Origin of the sequence: Methylobacterium sp. Leaf118, assembly GCF_920984675.1 — a bacterium.
In the GTDB taxonomy this organism is placed as follows: Bacteria; Pseudomonadota; Alphaproteobacteria; order Rhizobiales; family Beijerinckiaceae; genus Methylobacterium.
This window is the reverse complement of the sequence record NZ_CAKLBV010000006.1, coordinates 73,276-96,884: the sequence shown is the minus strand read 5'-3', so window position 1 is coordinate 96,884 and position 23,609 is coordinate 73,276. Positions and strand designations below refer to the sequence as shown.

At 70.4% G+C, this 23,609-nt stretch carries 15 protein-coding genes; 7 read left to right on the top strand and 8 right to left on the bottom strand.

Annotated elements, in window-relative coordinates; genetic code table 11:
• Nucleotides 1-124 precede the first annotated feature (124 nt).
• The 4 genes from cdd to deoA are packed head-to-tail and all read left to right on the top strand — an operon-like array spanning nt 125 to nt 3,434.
• Nucleotides 125-553: a cytidine deaminase gene (gene cdd, locus LW587_RS04545; protein ID WP_232628407.1), complete on the top strand. Its 429-nt coding sequence runs from the start codon at nt 125-127 to the stop codon at nt 551-553.
• Nucleotides 543-1,352, top strand: a complete 810-nt coding sequence (locus LW587_RS04540; protein WP_232628406.1) for a purine-nucleoside phosphorylase — start codon at nt 543-545, stop codon at nt 1,350-1,352. The genes cdd and LW587_RS04540 overlap by 11 nt, the downstream gene beginning before the upstream one ends.
• A 10-nt stretch (nt 1,353-1,362) precedes the next feature.
• On the top strand, nt 1,363-2,127 hold the full coding sequence (gene deoC, locus LW587_RS04535) for a deoxyribose-phosphate aldolase (protein WP_232628405.1): 765 nt from the start codon (nt 1,363-1,365) through the stop codon (nt 2,125-2,127).
• Nucleotides 2,124-3,434: a thymidine phosphorylase gene (gene deoA / locus LW587_RS04530; protein WP_232628404.1), complete on the top strand. Its 1,311-nt coding sequence runs from the start codon at nt 2,124-2,126 to the stop codon at nt 3,432-3,434. Before deoC ends, deoA begins: the two co-directional genes overlap by 4 nt.
• 290 nt (nt 3,435-3,724) lie before the next feature.
• On the opposite strand, the gene LW587_RS04525 is transcribed toward deoA, so the two are convergent.
• From LW587_RS04525 to dnaK, 4 genes are all read right to left on the bottom strand, one after another.
• On the bottom strand, nt 3,725-4,087 hold the full coding sequence (locus LW587_RS04525) for a hypothetical protein (RefSeq protein ID WP_232628403.1): 363 nt from the start codon (nt 4,085-4,087) through the stop codon (nt 3,725-3,727).
• Nucleotides 4,088-4,223: 136 nt separating this feature from the next.
• Entirely contained in the window at nt 4,224-4,871 is a 648-nt protein-coding gene (locus LW587_RS04520) for a class I SAM-dependent methyltransferase (protein ID WP_232628402.1), read from the bottom strand.
• Nucleotides 4,872-5,028: 157 nt separating this feature from the next.
• Nucleotides 5,029-6,189, bottom strand: a complete 1,161-nt coding sequence (gene dnaJ / locus LW587_RS04515) for a molecular chaperone DnaJ (protein WP_232628401.1) — start codon at nt 6,187-6,189, stop codon at nt 5,029-5,031.
• A 228-nt stretch (nt 6,190-6,417) separates the two neighbouring features.
• Nucleotides 6,418-8,334, bottom strand: a complete 1,917-nt coding sequence (dnaK, locus tag LW587_RS04510) for a molecular chaperone DnaK (protein WP_232628400.1) — start codon at nt 8,332-8,334, stop codon at nt 6,418-6,420.
• 455 nt (nt 8,335-8,789) lie between these two features.
• Here dnaK and LW587_RS04505 point away from each other — a divergent pair, with 455 nt between their 5' ends.
• The 3 genes from LW587_RS04505 to LW587_RS04495 all read left to right on the top strand — a co-directional run bounded on the left by LW587_RS04505 (nt 8,790) and on the right by LW587_RS04495 (nt 12,532).
• Nucleotides 8,790-9,773: a hypothetical protein gene (locus LW587_RS04505; protein WP_232628399.1), complete on the top strand. Its 984-nt coding sequence runs from the start codon at nt 8,790-8,792 to the stop codon at nt 9,771-9,773.
• A gap of 102 nt (nt 9,774-9,875) precedes the next feature.
• Nucleotides 9,876-12,197, top strand: coding sequence for an FdhF/YdeP family oxidoreductase (locus LW587_RS04500; RefSeq protein WP_232628398.1), 2,322 nt, complete (start codon nt 9,876-9,878; stop codon nt 12,195-12,197).
• Nucleotides 12,198-12,238: 41 nt separating this feature from the next.
• Nucleotides 12,239-12,532 (top strand): RNA polymerase sigma factor region1.1 domain-containing protein, encoded by a 294-nt coding sequence (locus LW587_RS04495; protein ID WP_232628397.1) that lies wholly within the window; start codon nt 12,239-12,241, stop codon nt 12,530-12,532.
• A 44-nt stretch (nt 12,533-12,576) separates the two neighbouring features.
• Here the strand turns inward: LW587_RS04495 and LW587_RS04490 are convergent, their stop codons facing one another.
• The 4 genes from LW587_RS04490 to LW587_RS04475 form a co-directional block, all read right to left on the bottom strand.
• Nucleotides 12,577-14,610, bottom strand: a complete 2,034-nt coding sequence (locus tag LW587_RS04490) for an O-linked N-acetylglucosamine transferase, SPINDLY family protein (protein ID WP_232628396.1) — start codon at nt 14,608-14,610, stop codon at nt 12,577-12,579.
• 258 nt (nt 14,611-14,868) lie between these two features.
• Nucleotides 14,869-19,545, bottom strand: coding sequence for a beta strand repeat-containing protein (locus LW587_RS04485; RefSeq protein WP_232628395.1), 4,677 nt, complete (start codon nt 19,543-19,545; stop codon nt 14,869-14,871).
• Between the two features lie 230 nt (nt 19,546-19,775).
• Nucleotides 19,776-21,194 (bottom strand): HlyD family type I secretion periplasmic adaptor subunit, encoded by a 1,419-nt coding sequence (locus LW587_RS04480; protein WP_232628394.1) that lies wholly within the window; start codon nt 21,192-21,194, stop codon nt 19,776-19,778.
• On the bottom strand, nt 21,194-23,287 hold the full coding sequence (locus LW587_RS04475) for a peptidase domain-containing ABC transporter (RefSeq protein ID WP_232628441.1): 2,094 nt from the start codon (nt 23,285-23,287) through the stop codon (nt 21,194-21,196). The genes LW587_RS04480 and LW587_RS04475 overlap by 1 nt, the downstream gene beginning before the upstream one ends.
• Between the last annotated feature and the right edge of the window lie 322 nt (nt 23,288-23,609).

Sequence of the window (23,609 nt, the reverse complement as noted above, 5' to 3'; positions counted from 1 at the left end):
TGCCGCGCCTTCCGTGCCGCTTGGTCTTAGAAGCGCGTCCCGGCCCTGTCGACCGTCCGCCCCTCGACATCGGGGCCGGGCTCGGGCCAAACCGGGCCATGAATGCCCGCGCCCCGGCCCGCCCATGACCGCAGACCCGGATCTCGACGCCCTCTTCGCGGCGGCCCGCGCGGTGCGGGAGCAGGCGCATGCGCCCTATTCGGGCTTCGCCGTCGGGGCGGCGCTGCGCGACGAGGCGGGCCGCGTTCATGCCGGGTGCAATGTCGAGAACGCGGCCTATCCGGTCGGCACCTGCGCCGAGGCCGGCGCCGTCGCCGCCATGGTGGCGGCGGGCGGACGACGCATCCGGGCGATCCTGATTCTGGCCGACAGTCCCGCGCCGGTCACGCCCTGCGGTGCCTGTCGCCAGCGCATCCGCGAATTCGCCGGGCCGGACACGCCGATCTTCGTCGCCGGCCCCGACGGCCTGCGCAGCCGCTTCACGCTGGAAGCCTTGCTGCCCGCGTCCTTCGGGCCCGAACACTTGCCGGATCATGGCGTCGATGCCGGCTGAGGCCGCCCTCGCGCGGCTGCGCGCCGGGGGCTTCGAGGGTCCCTTCGCGCTCGCCATCGTCACCGGGACCGGGCTCGGCGCCCTGGTCGAGGCGGTGACGGAGCGCCAAAGCCTCGCCTATGCCGAGATCCCGGGCTTTCCCGCCCCCGGCGTGTCCGGCCATGGCGGGCGCCTCCACCGCGGGCGGCTGTCGGGCCGCCCAGTCCTGGTGCTGGAAGGCCGCGCCCATGCCTACGAGCGGGGCGACCCCGCCGCCATGCGCGTGCCCCTCGAGACGATCGCCGCCCTCGGCGCACGGACCCTGCTCCTCACCAACGCGGCCGGCTCGCTGATGCCGGCGGCCGGCCCCGGCAGCCTCGTCATGCTCTCGGACCACATCAACCTTTCCGGCCACAACCCGCTGGTCGGCGAGCCGTCGGACGCCCGCTTCGTGCCGATGACCGATGCCTACGCCCCCTCCCTTCGCGCGACGCTGCAAGCGGCGGCGGAGGCGGAGACAATCCCCCTGCTTGAGGGCGTCTACGCGTGGTTCCGCGGCCCGAGCTTCGAGACGCCGGCCGAGGTGCGCATGGCCGGCCGGCTCGGGGCCGACCTCGTCGGGATGTCGACCGTGCCGGAGACGATCCTGGCGCGTTTCCTCGGCCTCGAGGTCGCGGCGGTCTCGGTCGTCACGAACTTCGGCGCGGGCGTCGCGGGCGGCGATCCGCACCACGCCGAGACCAAGGCCGTGGCGGCGCGGGCCGGCGCGGACCTCGCCCGCCTCGCCGCCGCCTTCGCGGCCCGCCTTCCGGCGCCTTGAGGATTCTCGGATGACACCGCCCAATTCCCTCCCGCCCCTGGAGGCCGCGGACGTCGCCCGCCGGGCGGTGCCGCTCCTCGACCTGACCGATCTCAGCGAGACCTGCACGGAGGCCGCCGTCACAGCGCTCTGTGCCCGGGCCTGCGCCGAAGGGGTCGCGGCGGTCTGCGTCTGGCCGGCCTTCGTCGCCTCGGCCGTTCGGGCGCTTGCCGGCCACCCGGTGCGGGTGGCGACGGTCGTCAACTTTCCGGCCGGCGGGGAGGATGGGGAGGCGACGCTCGCACAGACGCGCAGGGCGCTCGCCGACGGGGCGCAGGAGATCGACCTCGTCCTGCCCTACCGGGCGCTTCTGCGCGGCGAGGCGGGGGTGGCCCGCGCAATGGTCGAGACGGTGCGGGGGGCCTGCGGCGGGAGCATCCTCCTCAAGGTCATCCTTGAATCCGGGATGCTGCCCGACAGCGCCGCCGTCGCGGCGGCGAGCCGGCTGGCGCTGGAAGCGGGCGCCGACTTCCTCAAAACCTCGACGGGCAAGACCCTGGTCTCGGCGACGCCCGAGGCGGCCGAGACGATGCTTCTGGCCATCCGCGCGGCGGGGACCGGGCGTGCGGCGGGGCTGAAAGTGTCGGGGGGCCTGCGCCGGGTCGAGGACGCGGCGCGCTATCTCGCTCTGGCCGAACGGATCATGGGGCCGGGCTGGGTCGGTCCGCACAGCATGCGGATCGGCGCCAGCACCCTCCTCGACGATCTCCTCCGCGCCAGGGATCAGGCTGCATGAGGCTCCCGCAGGAAATCATCCGCGACAAGCGCGACGGCCGGGCCCTCGCGCCCGAGGATATCGCCGGCTTCATCGCGGGGCTCACCGCGGGCCAGGTGACGGAGGGGCAGGCGGCGGCCTTCGCCATGGCAGTGTTCTTCCGCGGCCTCTCCCTCGACGAGCGGGTGGCGCTGACCCGCGCCATGACCCGATCCGGAACGGTGCTGGCCTGGGACCTGCCCGGCCCGATCCTCGACAAGCACTCCACCGGCGGCGTCGGCGATACGGTGAGCCTCGTCCTCGCCCCCCTGGTGGCGGCCTGCGGCGGCATCGTGCCGATGATCGCCGGCCGCGGCCTCGGCCATACGGGCGGCACGTTGGACAAGCTCGCCAGCATTCCCGGCTACGACGGGGCCCCCGGGCTCGACCGGTTCCGCGCGGTGGTCCGGGATACGGGCTGTGCCATCATCGGCCAGACCGCCGATCTCGCCCCGGCCGACCGGCGCCTCTACGCCATCCGCGACGTGACCGGCACCGTGGAATCCCTCGACCTCATCACGGCCTCGATCCTGGCCAAGAAGCTCGCGGCCGGGCTTGACGGCCTCGTCATGGACGTGAAGGCCGGCTCGGGCGCCTTCATGACGGGACGCGAGGACGCCCGGGCGCTTGCCGAGAGCATCGTCACGGTCGCCAACGCCGCGGGGCTTCGCACCCGCGCCGTCGTGACCGACATGGACGCGCCCCTCGCCTCCGCCGCCGGCAACGCGGTCGAGGTGCACTACGCGGTGGATTACCTGAACGGACGGGTCCGCGAGCCGCGCTTCCACGCGGTGACGCTGGCGCTCGGCGCCGAGATGCTGGTGCTGGGCGGGCTGGCGGCGACGGTGGACGCGGCCGAGGCGTGCCTGTTGCAGGCGCTCGAATCCGGGGCCGCGCGGGAGCATTTCACCCGGATGGTGGCGGCGCTCGGGGGACCGGCCGACCTCGCGGACGCCCCGGAGCGTCACCTGCCGCGGGCGCCGGTGATTCGCGCGGTCACGGCCGGGACGGCGGGAACCGTCGAATCGGTGGAGACCCGGGCGGTCGGGCTCGCGGTGATCGGGCTCGGCGGCGGGCGCGCCCGGCCCGAGGACGCCATCGACCCGCGGGTCGGCTTCTCGCACCTGGCCCGACCGGGCGACCGGCTCGGCAGCGGCGACGTGCTGGCGATGGTTCATGCCGTGGACGCGGCGGCCGCGGACCGGGCCGAAATGGCCCTCCGGGCGGCCTACCGCATCGGCGAGGCGCTCCCCGCGCCTCGGGAGGCCGTCCTGGAGCGCCTGGGTTAGGCGCATCGCCCCGAGCGCCTGACGCCAGGCCCTCCATAAAAAAGGCCCCGTGCCGGATGCGGAATCCGGCACGGGGCGCAGGATCGGAGGGAATCACACCAAATCCGGTTGATCCCTTCGGGATTGCGGATTTGAGCTTCGCTCAAACGCCGCGCGGGCTTGCCTGATCCGGGCTCCCGGACGATCGACCAGAGCCGTGCCCGATCACGGGGGACGTGAGCACGGCTCTCAGTCTTTGTTTCGTCGCGCTCACTTAAGCCGAAACGGTGTCCGCTTCGGCAAAGAGCGCCCTAGTGGAAGTGGTGGCGCCGCCCGCCGTGGTAATGGTGGTGTCCGCCGAAGTGATGGTGGCCCCAGCCACCGTGGTGGTGATGGCGGCGCCAGCCGTGATGGTGGTGGTGATGGCCCCAGTGATGGCGGCGATGACCCCAGCCGTGATGGTGGTGATGGTGGTGGTGGCGACGATGGCCCCAGCCGTGATGATGGTGGCCCCACTGCACCGTCTCGACGGCGCCCTCGGTCGCGAGGGCCGCGGCGGGCGCCGGTGCGAGGGGGGCGGCCTGGACGGCCGAGCCGCCGATCAGGCCGCCGGCCAGCATCGCCAGAGCGGCGAGGGTACGGCGGAAACGTTGGGTCGAATGAGTGTCCGACATCGGTATGCCTCCCTTCCGGCCGCCTGGAAGCGGCCTCGGATGGGAAAACTAGGTCTTCGTCGATGAACAGTCACTGAGGGGCCCGGCGACAAACGCGAAACAATTGTTTTTCACGCTCGCCCTCGCCCGGTCAGATCTAGGACGGCGCCTTCTCGGGCCGCCGATAGACCCACACACGCGCCGGCGGCAGGTTCAGCCACACCTTGTTGGAGCGGCTCGCCGTATAGCTGCCCGCCTCGCACTTGGCCGGGATCGGCGGCACCACGGCGTAGGTGAACTGCACGAAGGGCGCGCCGGGCCGCATCAGGTCATGGGCGCCCTGCAGCAGGTCCAGACGGTGTTCGAGGGGCTTGGTGAACAGCGGAAGGCTGGAGATCGTCGCGGCACAGGAGGCGTCGGCGACGCTGCTGAGGGTCTCGCGGATCCGGTAGGCGTCGCCGCGGATCACCGTCGTGCGCGGGAAGCGGCGGCGCAGGAGCGCGCAGAAATCCGGGTTGAACTCGACGAGGATGAGCCGCTCCTCCTCGAACCCGCGCCGGATCAGCGCCTCGGTGACCGGTCCGGTGCCGGGGCCGAGCTCGATCACCGGGCCGGGCACGGACGGATCGGCGTAGGAGGCCATGGTCCGGGCGAGCATCTTGCCCGAGGGCGTCACCGCCCCCGTGACCAGCGGACGCTCGAGCCACGAGCGCAGGAAGCGGGCCTCGTCGGGCAGCGGCTCGCGCTGCTCCCGGATGCGGGTCGCGGCGACGGCTCGGGCGCTGGAACGGCGAAGCGGCGGCACGACCGATGGTCCTCGGTTCATTGGTGGGGAAACTGCCTAGACGACGAAAACCCGGAACCCGTCAAGCGGCACCGTGACGAACGGGCCCGCCGAGGGGCCCCGACGACCGCGGTCATAACCGGGCTGCATGGCGGTTTGATCCGCAGGCCGCCCACGATCAAGGCCGTCCGGCTCCGCTCACGAAGAAGTCACGCACCTTGGAGAAGAAGCCGGCGCTTTCCGGGTGATTCTCGTCGGAGGCCGACTGGTCGAATTCCTGTAGCAGTTCGCGCTGGCGCTTGGTCAGATTCTGCGGGGTCTCCACGGAAACCTGAATGTAGAGGTCGCCGACCTCGCGCGAGCGCAGGACCGGCATGCCCTTGCCCTTGATGCGGAACTGTTTGGCCGTCTGCGTGCCGGCCGGGATGCGGACCTGGGTCTGCGAGCCGTCGATCACCGGCACGGTGATCTCGCCCGAGAGGGCGGCGGTCACCATCGAGATCGGCACGCGGCAGAACAGGTCGGCCCCGTCGCGCTGGAAGAACGGATGCGGCTTGATCGAGAGGAACACGTAGAGGTCGCCCGCAGGCCCTCCGCGCAGGCCGCTCTCCCCCTCCCCGGCCAGCCGGATGCGCAACCCGTCATCCACGCCCACGGGCACGTTGATCGAGAGCGTGCGCTCGCGGTTGACCCGGCCGGCGCCGGCGCAGGCCTGGCAGGGATCGTCCACGACCTCGCCGCGGCCATGGCAGTTCGGGCAGGTCCGCTCGATCGCGAAGAAGCCCTGCGCCGCCCGCACGCGCCCGTAGCCGCCGCAGGTCGGGCAGGGGCGCGGCTTGGAGCCGGGCTTGGCGCCCGAGCCGGAGCAGGGCTCGCAGGCGATGGAGGTCGGGATGCGGATCGTCTCGGTCTTGCCGGAGAACGCCTCTTCCAGGCTGATCTCGAGATTGTAGCGCAGGTCCGAGCCGCGCTCGCGCCCGGGCTGGCCGCCGCGCCCGCGCCCCGCGCCGGCCCCGCCAGGAGCGCCACGCCCGTCCCCGAAGAAATTCTCGAAGATGTCCGACATGAAGTCGCCGAACTCGTTGCCGAATCCGGGACCGCCCGCGCCGCCCTGGCTGAAGGCCGCGTGGCCGAAGCGGTCATAGGCAGCGCGCTTCTGGCCGTCGGAGAGGCACTGATAGGCCTCGTTGACTTCCTTGAACTTGATCTCGGCTTCCTTGTCACCGGGATTGCGGTCCGGATGATGGACCATGGCGAGCTTGCGGAAGGCGACCTTCAATTCGCTTTCCGTCGCCGTCTTCGCAACGCCGAGGACTTCGTAGTAATCCCGCTTGGACATTCCCGGCCCCTGGAGCCTTCCTTTTTCGCGTCGACCGCCGGTTCGTCCGGGCCGCGCGACACGGCCCGCCGCTCAGCGGTGCCGGAATCGACCGTCGCGTGGGAGAGACGTTCGATACGGGTGATCCCCGAGCAGGGCCCGGGGATCAAGCCACCTTCGCGGCATGGCGAAAAAAATGGCGAGAAAAAACGGGCCGGAAGAGTCGCCTCTTCCGGCCGTCACGCCGGATCAGGCGCGCTTCTTCTGGTCCTTGTCGTCGACTTCCTGGAAGTCGGCGTCGATGACGTCGTCTTTCTTCTCGGCCGAGGCCGCGGGGCCTTCACCCGGTGCGCCCTCGTTCTGCGAGGCGGCATACATCGCCTCGCCGAGCTTCATCGAGGCCTGCATCAGGTCGTTGGTGCGCGCCTTGATGCCCTCGACGTCCTCGCCCTCCAACGCCGTGCGCAAAGCGGTGATCGCGGACTCGATGGCGCCCTTGTCGGCGGCCGAGACCTTGTCGCCGTACTCGCCGACCGACTTCTCGGTGGCGTGGATCAGGCTCTCGCCCTGGTTCTTCACCTCGACGAGTTCACGCCGCTTCTTGTCGGCCTCGGCATTGGCTTCGGCGTCCTTGACCATCTTCTCGATGTCCGCGTCCGAGAGGCCGCCGGAGGCCTGGATGCGGATCTGGTGCTCCTTGTTGGTCGCCTTGTCCTTGGCCGTGACGTTCACGATGCCGTTGGCGTCGATATCGAAGGTCACTTCGATCTGCGGCATGCCGCGCGGGGCCGGCGGGATGCCCATCAGGTCGAACTGGCCGAGCAGCTTGTTGTCGGCCGCCATCTCGCGCTCGCCCTGGAAGACCCGGATCGTGACGGCGTTCTGGTTGTCCTCCGCCGTGGAGAAGACCTGGGACTTCTTAGTCGGGATCGTGGTGTTGCGGTCGATGAGCCGGGTGAACACACCGCCCAGCGTCTCGATGCCGAGCGAGAGCGGGGTCACGTCGAGGAGCAGCACGTCCCTCACGTCGCCCTGAAGCACGCCCGCCTGGACCGCGGCGCCGATGGCGACGACCTCGTCCGGGTTGACGCCCTTGTGGGGCTCCTTGCCGAAGAACGACTTCACGACCTCCTGCACCTTGGGCATGCGGGTCTGGCCGCCGACGAGCACGACCTCGTCGATCTCCGCGGCCGTGACGCCGGCATCCTTGAGCGCCTTGCGGCACGGCTCGATCGTGCGCTGCACCAGATCGTCGACGAGCGACTCGAACTTCGCGCGGCTGAGCTTGAGCGCGAGGTGCTTCGGGCCAGTCGAATCGGCGGTGATGTAGGGCAGGTTGATCTCGGTCTGGGTCGCCGAGGACAGCTCGATCTTGGCCTTCTCGGCGGCCTCCTTGAGGCGCTGAAGGGCGAGCTTGTCCTTCGTCAGGTCGATACCCTGCTCCTTCTTGAACTCGGCGGTCAGGTACTCGACCACGCGGTTGTCGAAGTCCTCGCCGCCGAGGAAGGTGTCGCCGTTGGTGGACTTCACCTCGAACACGCCGTCACCGATCTCGAGGATCGACACGTCGAAGGTGCCGCCGCCGAGGTCGTAGACCGCGATGGTGCCGGCCTTCTTCTTGTCGAGGCCGTAGGCGAGCGCCGCGGCCGTCGGCTCGTTGATGATGCGCAGCACCTCGAGACCGGCGATCTTGCCGGCATCCTTGGTGGCCTGACGCTGGGCGTCGTTGAAGTAGGCCGGGACCGTGATGACGGCCTGCGTCACCGGCTGACCGAGATGCGACTCGGCCGTCTCCTTCATCTTCTGCAGGGTGAAGGCGGAGATCTGCGAGGGCGAGTACTTCTTGCCGTCGGCCTCGACCCAGGCGTCGCCGTTGTCGCCCTTGGCGATCGTGTAGGGCACGAGGCCCTTGTCCTTCTGCGTCATCGGATCGTCGTAGGTCCGGCCGATGAGGCGCTTGATGGCGAAGAAGGTGCGTTCCGGGTTGGTCACGGCCTGCCGCTTGGCGGGCTGGCCGACGAGGCGCTCCCCGTCATCCGTGAAGGCGACGATCGACGGAGTCGTGCGGGCGCCTTCCGCATTCTCGATGACCCTCGGCTGCGTGCCTTCCATGACGGCCACGCAGGAATTGGTGGTGCCGAGGTCGATACCGATTACTTTACCCATGGTGGGATCCCTCTGTTCGAGCTTTTCAAGCAGACCGCCGAGCCCCGAAGCAGCTCGACCCATGGCGGTACAAAACTTCAAGGTTTGAGAACGGGATGGATCCGAAGCGCTTCCCCAGGGCGGCAAGCGCGTCCCCGGCCTCGTCCCGTGTCAGGCCGCATATAAGAAGGTGGCTTTGCCGCCGCAAGAACACGTGCGCCGACGGCCGAGCCTTCCGTCTCATCCCGTGCCGCGCCCGGAATGTTCGAGGGCCCCGCCCCGCGGCGTGGCCCCTTCCCTGTTGCCAGGCTGCCACGTCCACGCCACGGGTGGCGTGGTAGGGATCCTTCAGGAGTGCCTCACGCGGCGCCCGTGCACGAGCCGTTTCCACGTTTGGCCACGGCCGCGGGCGGGCGTTGCGTGGGGGACACTCGGCCCATCGAAGCGACGACCGAGCCGGGATGGCGACAGGCCTGATGCATTCGAACGTTTCCGCGAGTTTTGCGCTCGCCTGCCTCCTCGCCCTGCTGCCCGTGGAGGCGCGTGCCCAGAACTTCTTCGAGGAGCTGTTCGGCATCGGCCGGGCGGCCAAGCCGGCCCCGCCGCCGCCGCCGCGCAACGTGCCGGTCCAGCCCCCGGCCGGCCTGCCGGAGCCCGGCCCGGTGCCCGGAGAGGGCGCCGAGACGCGGCCGAGCACGCCCGCTCCCCCGCGCCAGCCGGTCGTGCTCAAGGTCCCGACCGAGGACAACGTCGCGGGCCAGGACCTCCTGCTCAACGGCCTGAACGGTTCGCTCAAGATCGAGAAGGCCGGCGGCGGCTACACCGCCGTCATGACCCTGCCGGGCACCAAGGTCTCGCAGCCGACCGAGGCCTGCTCGGTCAAGCTCAATACCGGCAAGCCGGTGCCGCTCACCACCGAGGGGCGCGCCCTGGGCGTGTCGCGCTTCTCCACCACGGCGCCGGAATGCCCCCTGCGGCTCGACGTGCTGGAGGGCAGCGTGCTCGCGACCTCCCTCGGCGACAAGGTCTGCACCTTCACCGCCCAGGATTGCGCCACGACTCCGAACGGATTGTGGGGGCCCGGGGCGGCCTCGCTGATTTCCCAGGCGGGCGAGTTCGACACCGCCCGCGGCGTCGCCGACAAGGCGGTGCGGGACAATTTCAAGGTCATGACCCAGCGGGCCCGCGGCGGCGACCTCCGGCCGATCGTGCAGGAGCAGGCCGCCTTCTCCTCCGACCGCGAGCAGGCCTGCCGCACCTATGCCCGCGAGGGCGCGCACGGTTATTGCCACCTGCGCTACACCGAGGCGCGGGCGATCGGGCTGGCCGCGCGGCTCGGCGCCAATGTCGCGAGCCCCACCGCCGCGAACACGGCCCCCCCGCGCCCACGCCGGCCGAAACCCGCCGTCGAGGGCACCAACCCGGATGCGCCGGGCGGCGATCCGTTCTTCGAGCGCTAGGCGGCGCCGGGGCGGCGCGGGCGGCGGCATCGTCGCGGGTCGGAACTGTGCCTGGGCGCAGCCGTTCCGCCGAGGTCTCCCGAGAACCGTCCGAGCCTCGCCATGTCCGACCAGAAGATCGAAGCCTATACCGATCCGGCCGGCGGCTGGGGCTCGGCCCGGTCGCTCGTCGAGATCCTGACCCGGGAGGAGATTCCCGCCTCGGGCGCGGCGATGCTGCTGAAGCAGAACAAGCCCGGCGGCTTCATGTGCGTGTCCTGCGCGTGGTCGAAGCCCGCCAAGCCCGCGACCTTCGAGTATTGCGAGAACGGCGCCAAGGCCACCGCCTGGGAGCAGACCCGCAAGCGCGTCGGGCCCGATTTCTTCGAGCGCCACTCGGTCACCGAGCTGCTCACATGGTCGGACTACGCCCTGGAGGAGAAGGGCCGGATCACCCATCCGCTGCGCTACGATGCCGAGCGCGATCGCTACCTCCCGGTGTCCTGGGAGCAGGCCTTCGAGGAGATCGGCCGCGAGCTGAAGGCGATCCGGGCGGACGATCCGCGCGCGGCGGTGTTCTACTCCTCCGGCCGAGCCTCGCTTGAGACGAGCTACATGTACGCGCTGTTCGCGCGCCTCTACGGCAACAACAACCTGCCCGACTCCTCCAACATGTGCCACGAATCGACCTCGAAGGCCCTGCCGCAATCGATCGGCGTGCCGGTCGGGACGACGGTGCTGGAGGATTTCGAGGCGACCGATCTGATCCTGTTCTTCGGCCAGAACGTCGGCTCGAACGCGCCGCGGATGCTGCACCCGCTGCAGGAGGCCCGGCGCCGGGGCGTCCCGATCCTCACCTTCAACCCGCTGCGCGAGCGGGGGCTCGAACGCTTCACCAACCCGCAATCGCCGGTCGAGATGCTGACGAAGTCCTCGACGCAGATCTCGACGCAGTACCATCAGGTGAAGGCGGGCGGCGACATCGCGGCGATCGCCGGCATCTGCAAGGCGCTCTTCGCCGCCGACCGGCAGGCGCAGGACGAGGGGCGCCCGCGCATCCTCGACGTGGACTTCATCGAAGAGCACACCCACGGGTTCGAGCGATTCGAGGCCTTTTGCGACGGGCTCGACTGGCCGGCGCTCGAGGCGAAGTCCGGCCTCCGGCGCGAGGGGATGGAGGCGGCGGCCGCCGTCTATGCGCGGGCGCGGGCGGCCATCGGCATCTACGGGATGGGCCTGACCCAGCACCGCCGCGGCACCGAGACGGTGCAGATGCTCGTCAATCTGATGCTCCTGCGCGGCAATATCGGCCGGCCCGGCGCCGGCATCTGCCCGGTGCGGGGCCATTCGAACGTGCAGGGCCAGCGCACCGTCGGCATCGCCGACGAGCCCTCCCTGGTGCCCCTCGATAAACTCAAGGAAATGTACGACTTCGAGCCGCCGCGGGAAAAAGGCCTCAACACGGTGGAGGCCTGCGAGGCGATTCTCGCCGGCACCGTGAAAGCCTTCATCGGCCTTGGGGGCAACTTCGTGCGGGCGATCCCCGACACGGGCCGGATGGAGGCGGCGTGGCGCAACCAGCGGCTCACCGTGCAGGTCTCGACCAAGCTCAACCGCTCCCACCTCGTCCATGGTGCGGTCAGCTACATCCTGCCCTGTCTCGGGCGGATCGAGGTGGACACGCAGCGAAGCGGACCGCAGGCGGTCTCGATGGAGGATTCGACCTCCTGCTTCCACGGCTCCCGGGGCGTGGCTCCGCCGGTCAGCGACCATGTGCGCTCGGAGCCCTGGATCGTGGCCGAGCTCGCCAAGGCGACCCTGCCGGTCAATCCGCGGGTCGATTGGGACGCCTGGGTGGCGGATTATGCCCGCGTGCGCGACGCCATCGAGGCGACCTATCCGGAAAAGTTCAGGGATTTCAACGCGCGCCTGTTCGAGCCCGGCGGCCAGCACAAGCCGGTCGCAGCCCGTGAGCGCAAATGGGAGACCGAGACCGGCCGAGCCAACTTCGTGGTGCCCCCGGACGGGCTCGATATGGACCCGGACATGAAGAGCGACCGCCGCGACGTGCTCGATCTCATCACCCTGCGATCGAACGATCAGTTCAACACCACCGTCTACGGCTACCACGATCGTTTTCGTGGCGTGAAAGGCACGCGTTCGGTGCTGTTCATGAACGAGCACGACATCGTGCGCCTCGGACTGGCCGATGGCGGGACGGTCGATGTGAACACCGAGGCGGCGGACGGGATCACCCGGGCGGTCACCGGCCTCCGGATCGTGAAATACGATATCCCCGAGGGCAATTGCGCCGGCTACTACCCGGAGCTGAACGTCCTGATCCCCCTCTGGCATCATGACGCACAGGCCAAGGTGCCCGCCGCGAAGGCGATCCCGGTGCGCATCGCCAAGGGCGCGGGGGCGGCAGCGCGCGACCGCGGCTGATCCGGACTCGACGCGCGCCCGCGCCGGTCCATATTCCGGCCATGGATGAACCGGATGCAGCCCATGCGCGTCGGCAGGCGATCATCGATCGCCTGCTCAGCGACGCCCTGCGCCCGGCGGGCGGGGTCGTGCTGCCGAGCCACGATGCCCTGCCGGCCGACATCCGCATGACCGTCGACCGCCTGTTGGCGAAGGCGGATTCCGAGCGCCGGCGCTCGCTCACCTACGACGATCTCGAAGAGGCTCTGCCCCCCCGTGACGTGACGGCGGACGACCTCGAGGCGATTTTCTGGGTCCTGGCCGAGTACGGCATCGAGCTGGACGAAGGCGAGTAGCGCCGTCGCGGGGACCATCGCCGGTCAGACATCGCCCATGACGGTCAGACGAGATCGTCCGCGAGCGCGTCGCCGCCGTAGCAGGCCACGTGTTCCCGGAACTGGCGGCGATAGAGCGTCCGGAACGCCTCGTCCGTGAGCGTCTCGCTGTCGGGCAGATCGAGGCCCGCGCCGAATTCGTGGCAGAGATCGAGCCCGCGCAGGCGCGGCACCGGCACCACGTCGTGGGCCGCGGCCTGGGCCATCTCGCCGTACAGGCCCTCGAGCCGGCGCACGAGGAGCGGGGTGTCGAACAGGAGGCAGGTGTCGCGGCCCGCGACCAGCCGCGCGCGGATCGGCGCCAGGCTCGCCGGCTCGCGGCCGTAGGCGATCGCCCGGGCGACGTAGTCGTCGCCGGAGTGGCAGACCATCTCGCCGATGCCCGCCGCCCGCACGAGGCTCGCGCAGACCCGGGCCGCGAAGCTGCGGCCGATCAGCGTCAGCACCGGCAGGCCCATCCACAGCGCGTCGGCGGCGGTGGTGTGCGAGCCGTAGGGGAAGGTGTCGAGGAACAGGTCGGCCAGCGCGTAGCGGGCGACATGGTGGGGGTTCGCCCGCTTGTCGGCGAAGACCAGCCGCTCCGGCGCCACGCCGCGCGCGGCCGCCGCCTGCCGCAGGCGCTCGTTGGTCTCCTCGGTGCCGCTGAGCAGCCACAGCACGCTGTCGGGGACGCCGGCGAGAATCGCCATCCAGCGCGAGAACACCCGCTCGGTGATCTTCTGCATGCCGTTGAGGGAGCAGAACACGAAGGCCCCCTCGGGCAGCCCGAACTCGGCCCGGCTCGGTCGCTCCGGGGCGACGACCCGGCGGCGGTCGTTCGGCTGGTAGCAGGGCAGGCGCAGCACCGATTCGGAGACGGTCTCCTCGAGCTCGCGCGGCAGGATCGTCTCGTCGGCGATGAGGTAGTGGTGATAGGGCGAGGCCATGGTGCCGGGAAAGCCGAACCAGTTCACCGAGACGGGCGCCGGGCGCATCGCGAAGACGCGGGTCCGGGCGTCCTTGGTGTAGCCGTTGAGATCGATCAGAATGTCGATCCCGTGACTACGGATCAGCCGCGCCGCGTCGGCGTCGCTCACCCCGGTCAGGTCGTGCCAGTGATCGACTGCCGCCCGGGTGCGCCGATGAGTGGCGTCGGTGGACGCGATCCCGCAGTAATAGGCGAAGATCTCGCAGACCGTGCGGTCGTGCAGCTCCATGACCTCGGTCATCGAGAACCCGACGGCGTGCTCGCGGAAATCCGACGAGACGTAGCCGATCCGCAGCCGGCCCGGCCGGCGCTCGCGCGGGTCGAGGGGCGGCAGCGCGTCCTCGGGGGCCGGCCGCAGGCCGACGGAGGTGCGGCAATAGCGGTGGGCGTTGGCGAGCTGGAACACCGGATCGTCGGTATAGCAGGCCGCCGAGAGCGGGGAGATCCCGGCGGCGAGGTCCGCGCGGGTCACGGTCCCGAATCCTTCGAGGAGCGGCCATTTGCACTGGCGCTGGCGCAGGGCGATCCAGTGCTGGATCACGTCGGGCTGCTGCAGGTTCAGCTCGAGCGACTGGCGCAGGCTCTCTTCGGCGAGTGTGTCGCTGTTCGAGGTCTCGAAGACGCGCCCCAGTTGCTTGAGGGCGATGGTCTTGAAGTTGAGGGTCTCGCCGGTCAGCGTGGGCAGCGCGCTCGCGACGCCGTTCCAGGCGGCCACCGCGGCGCCGACCTGTCCCAGCCGCTCCAGCGCGCTGCCGAGATTGATCTGGGCGGCGTAGAAATCGGGTTTGATCCGGGCGGATTCGCGCAGGAGATTCACCGCGCCGGCGATGTCGCCCCGGTCGGACAGGACCATGCCGTAGTTGAAATAGGCCGCATAGACGAGCGGATGGTCCGGATTGAGCGCGATCCAGGTCTTGTAGAGCTCGATCGTGCTCTCGGACCGGCCCTGGTTCTTCAGGGTCTCGGTGGCGTGGACGAGCCCGGCCAGATCGAGCTGCCCGGCGCGGATGCGCGCCAGCGACTCCGCGTCGAGATCGGCCTCGCCGCCGACATCCCCCTGCCCTGCCGCCATGGTCCGCATCCGCCAACAGTGATGAGTGCCTGAAGCTCCGGGCGCCCTTCGCGCATCCTCCGGCGGGCGGAAGGACGGGCGAAGTCTGTCGAGAGCCCCGGTCTCATCACGTCAGGATATGGTTAACGGACCGTTGCCGGCGGCCCCGGGCGATCGCGTCCCGGCCGCCCCGACTGCGTGGCGCCGACGCAAAACGACCCCCGCGACCCTGGAGGGTCGCGGGGGCCGGAGAAGCAGTTCGAACCGGAATGTCGGGCGTCAGGCGCCCATCAGTGTCACGAGGGCGTTGACCTGCGGGCTCGTCATCGCGGCGATCTGGCTGGTCGTGAAGGCGCTGCCCTGGGTCGTTGTCAGCGAGGCGATGTCCGTCGAGCTGAAGCCCAGGATCTGGGTCTTGCTCAAAGCCGCGATCACGGTCGTGCTCAGGCCGTCGATCTGCGTCGTCGTCAGCGCATCGATCGCGCTGGAGGACAAGGCGCCGACCTGCGACGTCGTCAGCACGCCGATCTGGGTCGAGGTGAAGCCGCCGATCTGCGTCGTCGTCAGCGCCGCGACTTCCGAGGAGGTCAGGCCGCCGACCTGGGTCGTCGACAGGGCCTGGAGATCCGTCGAGGCGAGCCCCTTGACCTGGGTCGTCGTCAGCGCCCCGAGCTGGGTCGAGGTCAGGCCGGTGATCTGGGTCGAGGTCAGGTCGGCGATGTCGGTCGAGGAGAAGCCCTGGACCTGGGTCGTCGACAGCCGGGACAACTGGGTGGTCGTCAGCGCCCCGAGCTGCGCGCTGGTCAGGCCGTCGATCTGGGTCGCCTTCAGGCCGCCGACCTGCGTCGTGGTCAGCGCGGTGACCGCGCTGGTGGTCAGGCCCTTCACCTGCCCGAGGGAGAGGGTGCCGAGCTGGGTCGCCGTGAGCCCGCCGACCTGCGTCGTCGTCAGGGCGCCGAGATCGCTGGAGGTGAGGCTTCCGAGCTGCGAGGTGGTGATCGCGGTGATCTGGTTCGTGGTCAGGCCGCCGAGCTGGGTCGTCGTCAGGGCGTCGAGCTGCGAGCCGGTCAGACCGCCGATCTGGGTCGTGGTCAGTGCGGCGACCTCCGTGGAGGTGAGGCCGCTGAACTGGCCCGTCGCGAGGCTCTTGAGCTGGGCCGTCGTGAGGCTGGTCAGCTGCGTCGTCGTCAGATCGCCGATATCGGTCGAGGTCAGCGTCTTGAGCTGAGCGGTGGAGATCGCCGCCACCTGCGTCGTCGTCAGCGCCTGGGTCAGCGTCGAGGTCAGGGCCGAGAGCTGCGTGCCGGTCAGACCGCCGAGCTGCGTCGTCGTCAGGGCCGCGACGTTCGTGGTGCTGAGCCCGCCGACCTGCGTGGTCGTGAGGCTGCCGAGCTGGGGCGCCTTGAGGCCGCCGAGCTGCGTCGTGGTGAGCGTGCCGGCCTGGGTCGTGGTCAGGCCCTTGAGCTGCGTGGTCGAGAGGGCGCCGAGTTGGGTCGTGGTCAACCCGCCGACCTGCGTCGTCGTGAGCGCCCCGAGCTGGGCGCTCTTCAGGGCGCCGAGCTGTGTCCCCGTGAGGGCGGCGACGCCCGTCGAGGTGATCGCGGCGACCTGGGTGGTCGTGAGGCCCCCGACCTGATCCGCCTTGATCCCGCCGAGCTGCGTCGTGGTGAGCGCGCCGACCTCGGTGGTGGTGAGGCCACCGAGCTGCCCCGTCGTCAGCGTCCCGAGCTGCGTGGCGGTCAGGCTGCCGAACTGAGTCGTGGTCAGACCCGCCAGCTGCGTGCTGCTCAGCCCGCCGAGCTGCGTCGTGGTGAGGCCCGCCAGCTGCGTGGTCGTGAGGCCGCTGACCTGGGTCGTGGTCAGGCCCTTCACGTCGGTCGAGCTCAGGCCGCGGGCCTGGGTGGTGGTAAGGCTCGCGAGCTGCGTCGAGGTCAGCGCGCCGAGCTGGCCGCTCGTCAGGGCGTCGAGCTGGGCCGCCTTGATCCCGGTCAGGGCGGTCGTGGAGAGCGCGGCGACCTGCGTCGTCGTCAGACCGCCGAGCTGCACCGTGGCCAGGGAGCCGATCTGCGTCGTGGTCAGGCCGTTGAGCTGCGTCGTCGAGAGCGCGGCGACGTCGGACGAGGTCAGCCCCTTCAGCTGGGAGGTGGAGAGGCTGGCGAGCTGGGTCGTCGTCAGGCCGCCGAGCTGCGTGCTCGTCAGCGCGTCGAGCTGGGCCGATTTCAGGCCGGTCAGCTGCGTCGTCGTCAGCGCGGCAAGGTCGGTGGTGCTCAGCCCGCCGAACTGCCCGGTCGCCAGGGCCCCGATCTGCGTCGTGGTCAAGCCGCCGAGCTGCGTCGTCGTCAGCGCCCCGAGCTGGGTCGAGGTCAGGCCGCCGAGCTGGCTCGTCGACAGGGCCGCGATCTGGGTCGTCGACAGGCCACCGACCTGCGTCGTCGCCAGGACCTTCACATCCGAGGACGTCAGGCCACCGAGCTGCGTCGTGGTGAGGCCGCCGAGCTGCGTCGTCGTCAGCGCCCCGAGCTGGGCCGAGGTGAGGGCGTCGAGCTGGCCCGCCTTGATGCCGACGAGCACCGTCGTGGTCAGCGCGCCGACCTGCGTCGTCGTCAACCCGCCGAGCTGCGTCGTCGTCAGGCCCCCGAGCTGGGTCGTCGTCAGGCCGTTGAGCTGGGTGGTCGCCAGCGCCGCGAGCTGCGTCGTCTTGAGGCCGCCGAGCTGGCTTGAATTCAGGTTCGAGAGCTGGGTCGTGGTCAGGCCGGTGACCTGGCCGGTGCTGAGGCCGCCGAGCTGCACGGTCTTGAGACCGACGAGCACGGTGGTGGTGAGCGCCCCGGCCTGGGTCGAGGTCAGGCCGGCGAGCTGGGCGGTCGAGAGGCTGCCGAGGCCGGTGGTGGTCAGGCCGTTGAGCTGAGTGGTCGTGAGCGCGCCGAGCTGGGCCGAGGTCAGGCCGCCGAGCTGGCTCGTCGACAGGGCCGCGAGCTGGGTCGTCGACAGGCCGCCGACTTGCGTCGTCGACAGGACCTTCACATCCGTCGAGGTCAGACCGCCGAGCTGCGTCGTCGCGAGACTCGCGAGCTGCGTCGTCGTCAGCACCCCGAGCTGCGTGCTCGTCAGGGCGTCGAGCTGGGCCGCCTTGATCCCGGTCAGGGCGGTCGTGGAGAGCGCGGAGACCTGCGTCGTGGTCAGACCGCCGAGCTGGACCGTGGTGAGACCGCCGAGCTGGGTCGTCGTCAGGCCGTTGAGCTGGGTCGTCGCCAGGGCTCGGACATCCTCGGTGCCAAGGCCGCCGAGCTGGGTCGCGGTGAGGTTGGCGAGCTGGGTCGTGGTGAGCCCGCCGAGCTGCGTGCTGGTCAGCGCCCCGAGCTGGGCCGATTTCAGGCCGGTCAGCTGCGTCGTCGTCAGCGCGGCGAGGTCGGTGGTGCTCAGTCCGGCGAACTGCCCCGTCGCCAGGGCCCCGATCTGCGCCGTGGTGAGGCCGCCGAGCTGCGTCGTCGTCAGCGCCCCGAGCTGGGTCGAGGTCAGGCCGCCGAGCTGGCTCGTCGACAGGGCCGCGATCTGGGTCGTGGCCAGTCCGCCGACCTGCGTCGTCGACAGGACCTTCACATCCGAGGACGTCAGGCCACCGAGCTGCGTCGTGGTGAGGCCGCCGAGCTGCGTCGTCGTCAGCGCCCCGAGCTGGGCCGAGGTGAGGGCGTCGAGCTGGCCCGCCTTGATGCCGACGAGCACCGTCGTGGTCAGCGCGCCGACCTGGGTCGTCGTCAGGCCACCGAGCTGCGTGGTGGTGAGACCGCCGAGCTGGGTCGTCGTCAGGCCGTTGAGCTGGGTGGTCGCCAGCGCCGCGAGCTGCGTCGTCTTGATGCCGACGAGCTGGCTCGAAGTCAGGTTCGAGAGCTGGGTCGTGGTCAGGCCGGTGACCTGGCCCGTGCTGAGGCCGCCGAGCTGCACGGTCTTGAGACCAACGAGCACCGTGGTGGTCAGCGCCCCGGCCTGGGTCGAGGTCAGGCCGGCGAGTTGGGCGGTCGAGAGGCTGCCGAGGCCGATGGTGGTCAGGCCGTTGAGCTGGGTCGTCGTCAGCGCGCCGAGCTGGGCCGAGGTCAGACCGCCGAGCTGGCTCGTGGACAGGGCCGCGAGCTGAGTGGTCGAGAGGCCACCGACCTGCGTCGTGGTCAGGCCCTTGAGGTCGCTGGCGGTGAGGCCGGCGGCCTGGGTCGTCGCGAGGGCTCCGATCTGCGTCGTCGACAGGCCGCCGAGCTGGGCGGTCGACAGGCTGTCGAGCTGGGTCGCCTTGAGGCCGCCGAGCTGCGTCGTGGTGATCGCCCCGACATCCGTCGAGGTCATCCCCTTCAGCTGCGTGGTCGTGAGCGCGCCGACCTGGGCCGAGGTGAAGCCCGTGATCTGGGTCGAGGTGAGGGTGTCGATATCCGCCGAGGTGAGGCCGCCGAGCTGGGTCGTCGTCAGGTTGGACAGCTGGGTCGTCGTCAGCGCCCCGAGTTGGGCCGAGGTGAGCGCGTCGAGCTGGGTCGCCTTGAAGCCGCCGAGCTGCGTCGTTGTCAGGGCGGTGACGCCGGTGGTGGTCAGCCCGGTGACCTGCGCCGTGGTGAGAGCGCCGAGCTGGGTGGTGGTGACGCTCCCGAGCTGGGTCGTCGTCAGGGCACCGAGATCGGTGGACGACAGGCCGAAGACCTGCGCCGTGGAGAGCGCGCCGACCTGGGTCGTCGTCAGGGCGCGAAGCTGGGTGCTCGTCAGCGCATCGAGCTGGGTTCCGTTCAAGCCGGAGAGCTGCGTGGTGGCGATCCGGGCGAGATTGGTGGTCGTCAGGACCCCGATCTGCGTGGTCGACAAGGCGGCGACCTGGCTCGAGGCGAAGGCGGCGATGTCGGTGGTGGTCAGCCCCGCGATCGTCGTCGTCGACAGATTGCGGATCTGCGTGGTCGACAGGTTGGCAATGATCGAAGCCACGGTCCGCTCCAGCTCTTCAGAGGGCCGCCCGGTCAGCGGGCGAGGCCCCTGCCCCCGTACTTTTTTAAAAAAGCCGAAGGCACCCCTCGAACCGATATGCCGACAGACCTGTTAAAGTTGGTTTAAGTCCTGGCGTGGTCCGGGCCCGCCGAGGGGGCGGCCGAGATCAATCCTTCGCGTGCTGAATTTTCGAGTAAGATGATGGCTCGACAGGGGCGGCACCGCCGCCCTTAGGGCTCGCGGATGCTCTCGTCGAGGCCGCGGATCACCGGGTAGAGGAAGTACGAGATCACGCTGCGGGAGCCGACCTTGATCTCCGCGGTCACGCTCATGCCCGGGATCGGCCTCGTCCCCTCGGGGAGCGCGCGGAGCCGGTCGGCGGTGAGCGCGACCTGTCCGCGATGGGTCAGGTTTCCGGTCGGCGCCGGGCTCGGCCCCCCCTGCCCCGTGTCCATCCGGATCGAGCGCAAGCGCCCCGACAGGGTGCCGTGGCGCTGATAGGGGAAGGCGTCGAGCTTGATCAGCACCTCGTCGCCGGATTTGGCATAACCCGCGTCGCCCGCCCCGATCATCACCTCGGCAAAGAGCGGCGCGTCGAGCGGCAGCAGCGTCAGCACCGGCTCGGCCGGCTGGACCACCGAGCCGACGGAGCGTTTGGCGAGGTCGAGGACGATCCCGTCCTCGGGGGCTGTGAGCACCACGAGCTCGTTCATCCGGTTGGCCTTGATCAGGCCCTCCGAGACGCCCTTCTCCTCCTTGCGCGCCTTAACCAGCGCCTCCATCAGCTCGCTTCTCCAGCGATCGACGAAGACCTGACGCTCGGCCCGCTTGGCGGCGAGCTGATTCTCCAGCTCGTTCTTGCGGTTGTCCTCGTCCTTCTTCTCGCGCTCCGCCTTGAGGCGGCTCACCGAGGCGCCGAGATACTGCACCCGCGAGGCGACGGTCTTGCGGTAGAGCTGGGAATACATCTGCTCCAGCTCGGAATAGACATCGAACTGCAGTTCGGCCGAGCGGGCGTTGATCCCGGCCGCCGCGAGGCTGCCGGAGAGCCGGGCGATCTCGGCGTCGAAGCCGCGCAGCTGCGCCTCGAACTGCGAGCGGCGCTGCCGGTGGAGGCTGGTCTGGAGCGCCACGTCGGGGCCTTGACCGGTGAAGCGGGGCTCGGCGTCGTTCAGCTCCGCCTCGAGCCGATCGAGCTCGGCCTGCAGGGCCTCCTGCTGGGCGGCGAGTGCGGTGCGGTCGGCCAGGGCGAAGGTCGGATCGAGGCGGGCGAGCACCTCGCCCTTGCGCACGGTGTCGCCCGCCTTCACCCGCAACTCGCGGATGATCGAGAGCTGGAGCGGCTGGAGCACGATGTTGGGCGCGTCCGCGAGCAGCCGGCCGGAGGCCGAGACGATGATGTCGACCTTCACGAGCGTGGCCGCCAGGGTGAGCACGGCGACGAGGGCGACGACGACGTAGAGCGTCAGGCGCATGGCGCCGGGCGGACGATCGGCGAAGACCTCGTCGAGGTCGGGCGGCGGCGCGTCGCGCAGGCCCGCACGCATCCGCGACGCCCCCATGAGCGTCCGCCGCGTCCAGGCCGAGGCGGCGCTGACCGGGCGGCGCGGCGGCGGCAGGCCGGATTCGGATCGGGCGCGGCGCAGCATCACTGGAAATGCCTGGTCTGCTGGTGCCAGAGCCGCTGATAGACCTCGCATCGCTCGAGCAGCACGCCGTGGGGCGCGATATCCACGACCCGGCCCCGGTCGAGCACCAGGATCGCGTCGGCCCTCACCAGCGAGGTGAGACGGTGCGAGACGATGACCATGGTGCGCCCCAGGGCGATCTCGGCGAGGTGCTCCTGCACGATCGCCTCGCTCTCGGGGTCGAGCGCGCTCGTCGCCTCGTCGAAGATCAGCAGGCGCGGCTGCACCACCAGCGCCCGGGCGATGGCGATGCGCTGGCGCTGGCCGCCGGAGAAGTTGGCGCCATTCTCCTGCACCAGGGTGTCGTAGGAGGCGGGCAGGCGCTCGATGAACTCGGACGCCCCCGCCATGCGGGCCGCCTCAACGATCTCGGCGAGGGAGGCCTCGGGCCGGGCCGCGGCGATGTTCTCGCGGATCGTGCCGCGAAACAGGAAGTTCTCCTGCAGCACGACGCCGATCTGCCGGCGCAGATGGGGCAGGTCGATCTGGCGCAGGTCGATCCCGTCGAGGCGGATCGCGCCGCCCTGCGCGGTCTGGATGCCCTGGATCAGCCGGGTCACCGTGGTCTTGCCGGAGCCCGACCGTCCGACCACGCCGATCACCTGACCCGGCTCGACCGTGAAGCTCACCCCGTCGAGGGCGGGCGCGGCGGCGCCGGGATAGCGGTAGGTCACGTCTTCGAACTCCATCCGGCCGGTCAGCTCGGGCTTCATGCCGGACTGGGCGGGATCGCGCTCGGGCGGGTGGGTCATCACCGTGCCGAGCATCTCGACGGCGAGCCGCGCTTCCTGCGATTCGTTGACGAGCGCCACGATCTGGATCAGCGGGCCGGTGACGCGCCCGGCGACCATGTTGAAGGCGATGAGCGCGCCGATGCTCAATTGCCCGTCGAACACGTCGAGGGCGCCGAGCCCGAGCACACAGATCTGCATGCTCTTCTCGAGCCCCGTGGTCATCACGTTGGCGAAGGCCGCGAGCCGCCCCACCGCCGCGCGCCGGGTGACGCCGGTGGCGACCGCCGCGTCCCACTCCTTCAGCCGGGCCGGTTCGAGGGCCAGCGACTTCACCGTCCGCATCCCGTGGATCGTCTCGACGAGGTGCGACTGGCGCGAGCCCTCGGCCTGGTAGAGCCGCTGGAGATGGTGGCGGAAGACCGGGACGATCACGCCGATGACGCCCGCGATGGCGGCGGAGAACACCAGCACGACGAGGGTGAGCTTGCCGCTGTAGAAGGCGAGCAGCCCCAGGGTCAGCGGCAGGGTCACGGCGTCGAGCGCCGCCTGGAACAGCCGGCCGGTCAGGAAGCCCCGGATCGTCTCGGTCTGCTGCAGGTTGCGCGTCAGCGCCCCCGCGCTCTGCCCCTCGAAGAAGTGAAGCGGCAGGTGCAGCATGTGCCGGAAGGTGCGGGTCGCGAGTCGCGCATCGACCTTGTTGGTCACGTACAGCATCAGATACTGGCGCGTGTAAGCGAACAGGCCGTCGAACAGGATCAGGATCGCGGCGACGAGGATGACCGCGCCGAGCGTCTTGTAGCTCTGGTGGCCGAGCGCCTTGTCGATCAGAACCTGGAAGGTCAGCGGCGTCGCGAAGCCGATCAGCGTCGCCATCACGGCGGCCACCGCCACGTCGCGCAGGTAGCGCCGCTCCCGCAGGATGTCGGGCAGGAACCAGCTCATCCCGAAGGTTTCGGGCTCGGGCGGCGGCGCCTTGGCCTTCCGGCACAGGATCAGCGTGCCGGTCCATTCCTCCTCGAAATGCCGGCGTGAGACCGGGATCGCGCCCTGCGCCTCGGTCTGGGGATCGATCACCATCAGGCCCGGCCCGTCGGGGCCGTCGGTCGCTTCGGTGACGAGGACCCAGTTGCCGGCCTTGCGCAGCGCCATCGCCGGCCAGGCGCCGCCGAGCCCGGCCAGATGCTTCCAGCGCCGTCCCTGGAGGAGCTTGCCCTCCAGACCGGACGCCGCGAGCACCCGCAGCATCGAGCCGGCGGGATCCTCCTCGCGGATTCCGGCGATCGCCTCCGGCCGCAGCTGGACGCCGCGATGGAGCGCCATCACGAACAGGCAGCGGATCGCCGTATGGTGGCGCGAGAGCAGGAAGGTCGAAGGCGCGTTCACGGGGCGCTCCGGACGGAGCCGCGGCCTTCGAAGGAGCGCGCGTGCGGGGGCATGGGCGGGACCGACGCGATCTCAGGCGGCTCGGGCGGAGGCGGGGCGAGCGACGGCGCAGGCCGCGAACGGACGCGTGCTCCGATCCCCTGCTTGCGTCACGGCAGTGCCTCCCCGAGGGGCACGAGCGCCCCGGGACGGACCTTGGGCGCCATCGCTCTACATTCGGTTAACTATACCGCTCGGATGCGGGCCTTCACGGCGGACG

Bases quoted from the DNA above. Each gene is read 5' to 3' on its own strand.
- cdd (WP_232628407.1), top strand. From the start codon at position 125: ATGACCGCAGACCCGGATCTCGACGCCCTCTTCGCGGCGGCCCGCGCG.
- deoA (WP_232628404.1), top strand. From the start codon at position 2,124: ATGAGGCTCCCGCAGGAAATCATCCGCGACAAGCGCGACGGCCGGGCC.
- LW587_RS04475 (WP_232628441.1), bottom strand. From the start codon at position 23,287: ATGGCGCTCCATCGCGGCGTCCAGCTGCGGCCGGAGGCGATCGCCGGA.
- deoC (WP_232628405.1), top strand. From the start codon at position 1,363: ATGACACCGCCCAATTCCCTCCCGCCCCTGGAGGCCGCGGACGTCGCC.
- LW587_RS04480 (WP_232628394.1), bottom strand. From the start codon at position 21,194: ATGCTGCGCCGCGCCCGATCCGAATCCGGCCTGCCGCCGCCGCGCCGC.
- LW587_RS04495 (WP_232628397.1), top strand. From the start codon at position 12,239: ATGGATGAACCGGATGCAGCCCATGCGCGTCGGCAGGCGATCATCGAT.
- LW587_RS04500 (WP_232628398.1), top strand. From the start codon at position 9,876: ATGTCCGACCAGAAGATCGAAGCCTATACCGATCCGGCCGGCGGCTGG.
- LW587_RS04505 (WP_232628399.1), top strand. From the start codon at position 8,790: ATGCATTCGAACGTTTCCGCGAGTTTTGCGCTCGCCTGCCTCCTCGCC.
- LW587_RS04525 (WP_232628403.1), bottom strand. From the start codon at position 4,087: ATGTCGGACACTCATTCGACCCAACGTTTCCGCCGTACCCTCGCCGCT.
- dnaK (WP_232628400.1), bottom strand. From the start codon at position 8,334: ATGGGTAAAGTAATCGGTATCGACCTCGGCACCACCAATTCCTGCGTG.
- LW587_RS04540 (WP_232628406.1), top strand. From the start codon at position 543: ATGCCGGCTGAGGCCGCCCTCGCGCGGCTGCGCGCCGGGGGCTTCGAG.
- dnaJ (WP_232628401.1), bottom strand. From the start codon at position 6,189: ATGTCCAAGCGGGATTACTACGAAGTCCTCGGCGTTGCGAAGACGGCG.
- LW587_RS04490 (WP_232628396.1), bottom strand. From the start codon at position 14,610: ATGGCGGCAGGGCAGGGGGATGTCGGCGGCGAGGCCGATCTCGACGCG.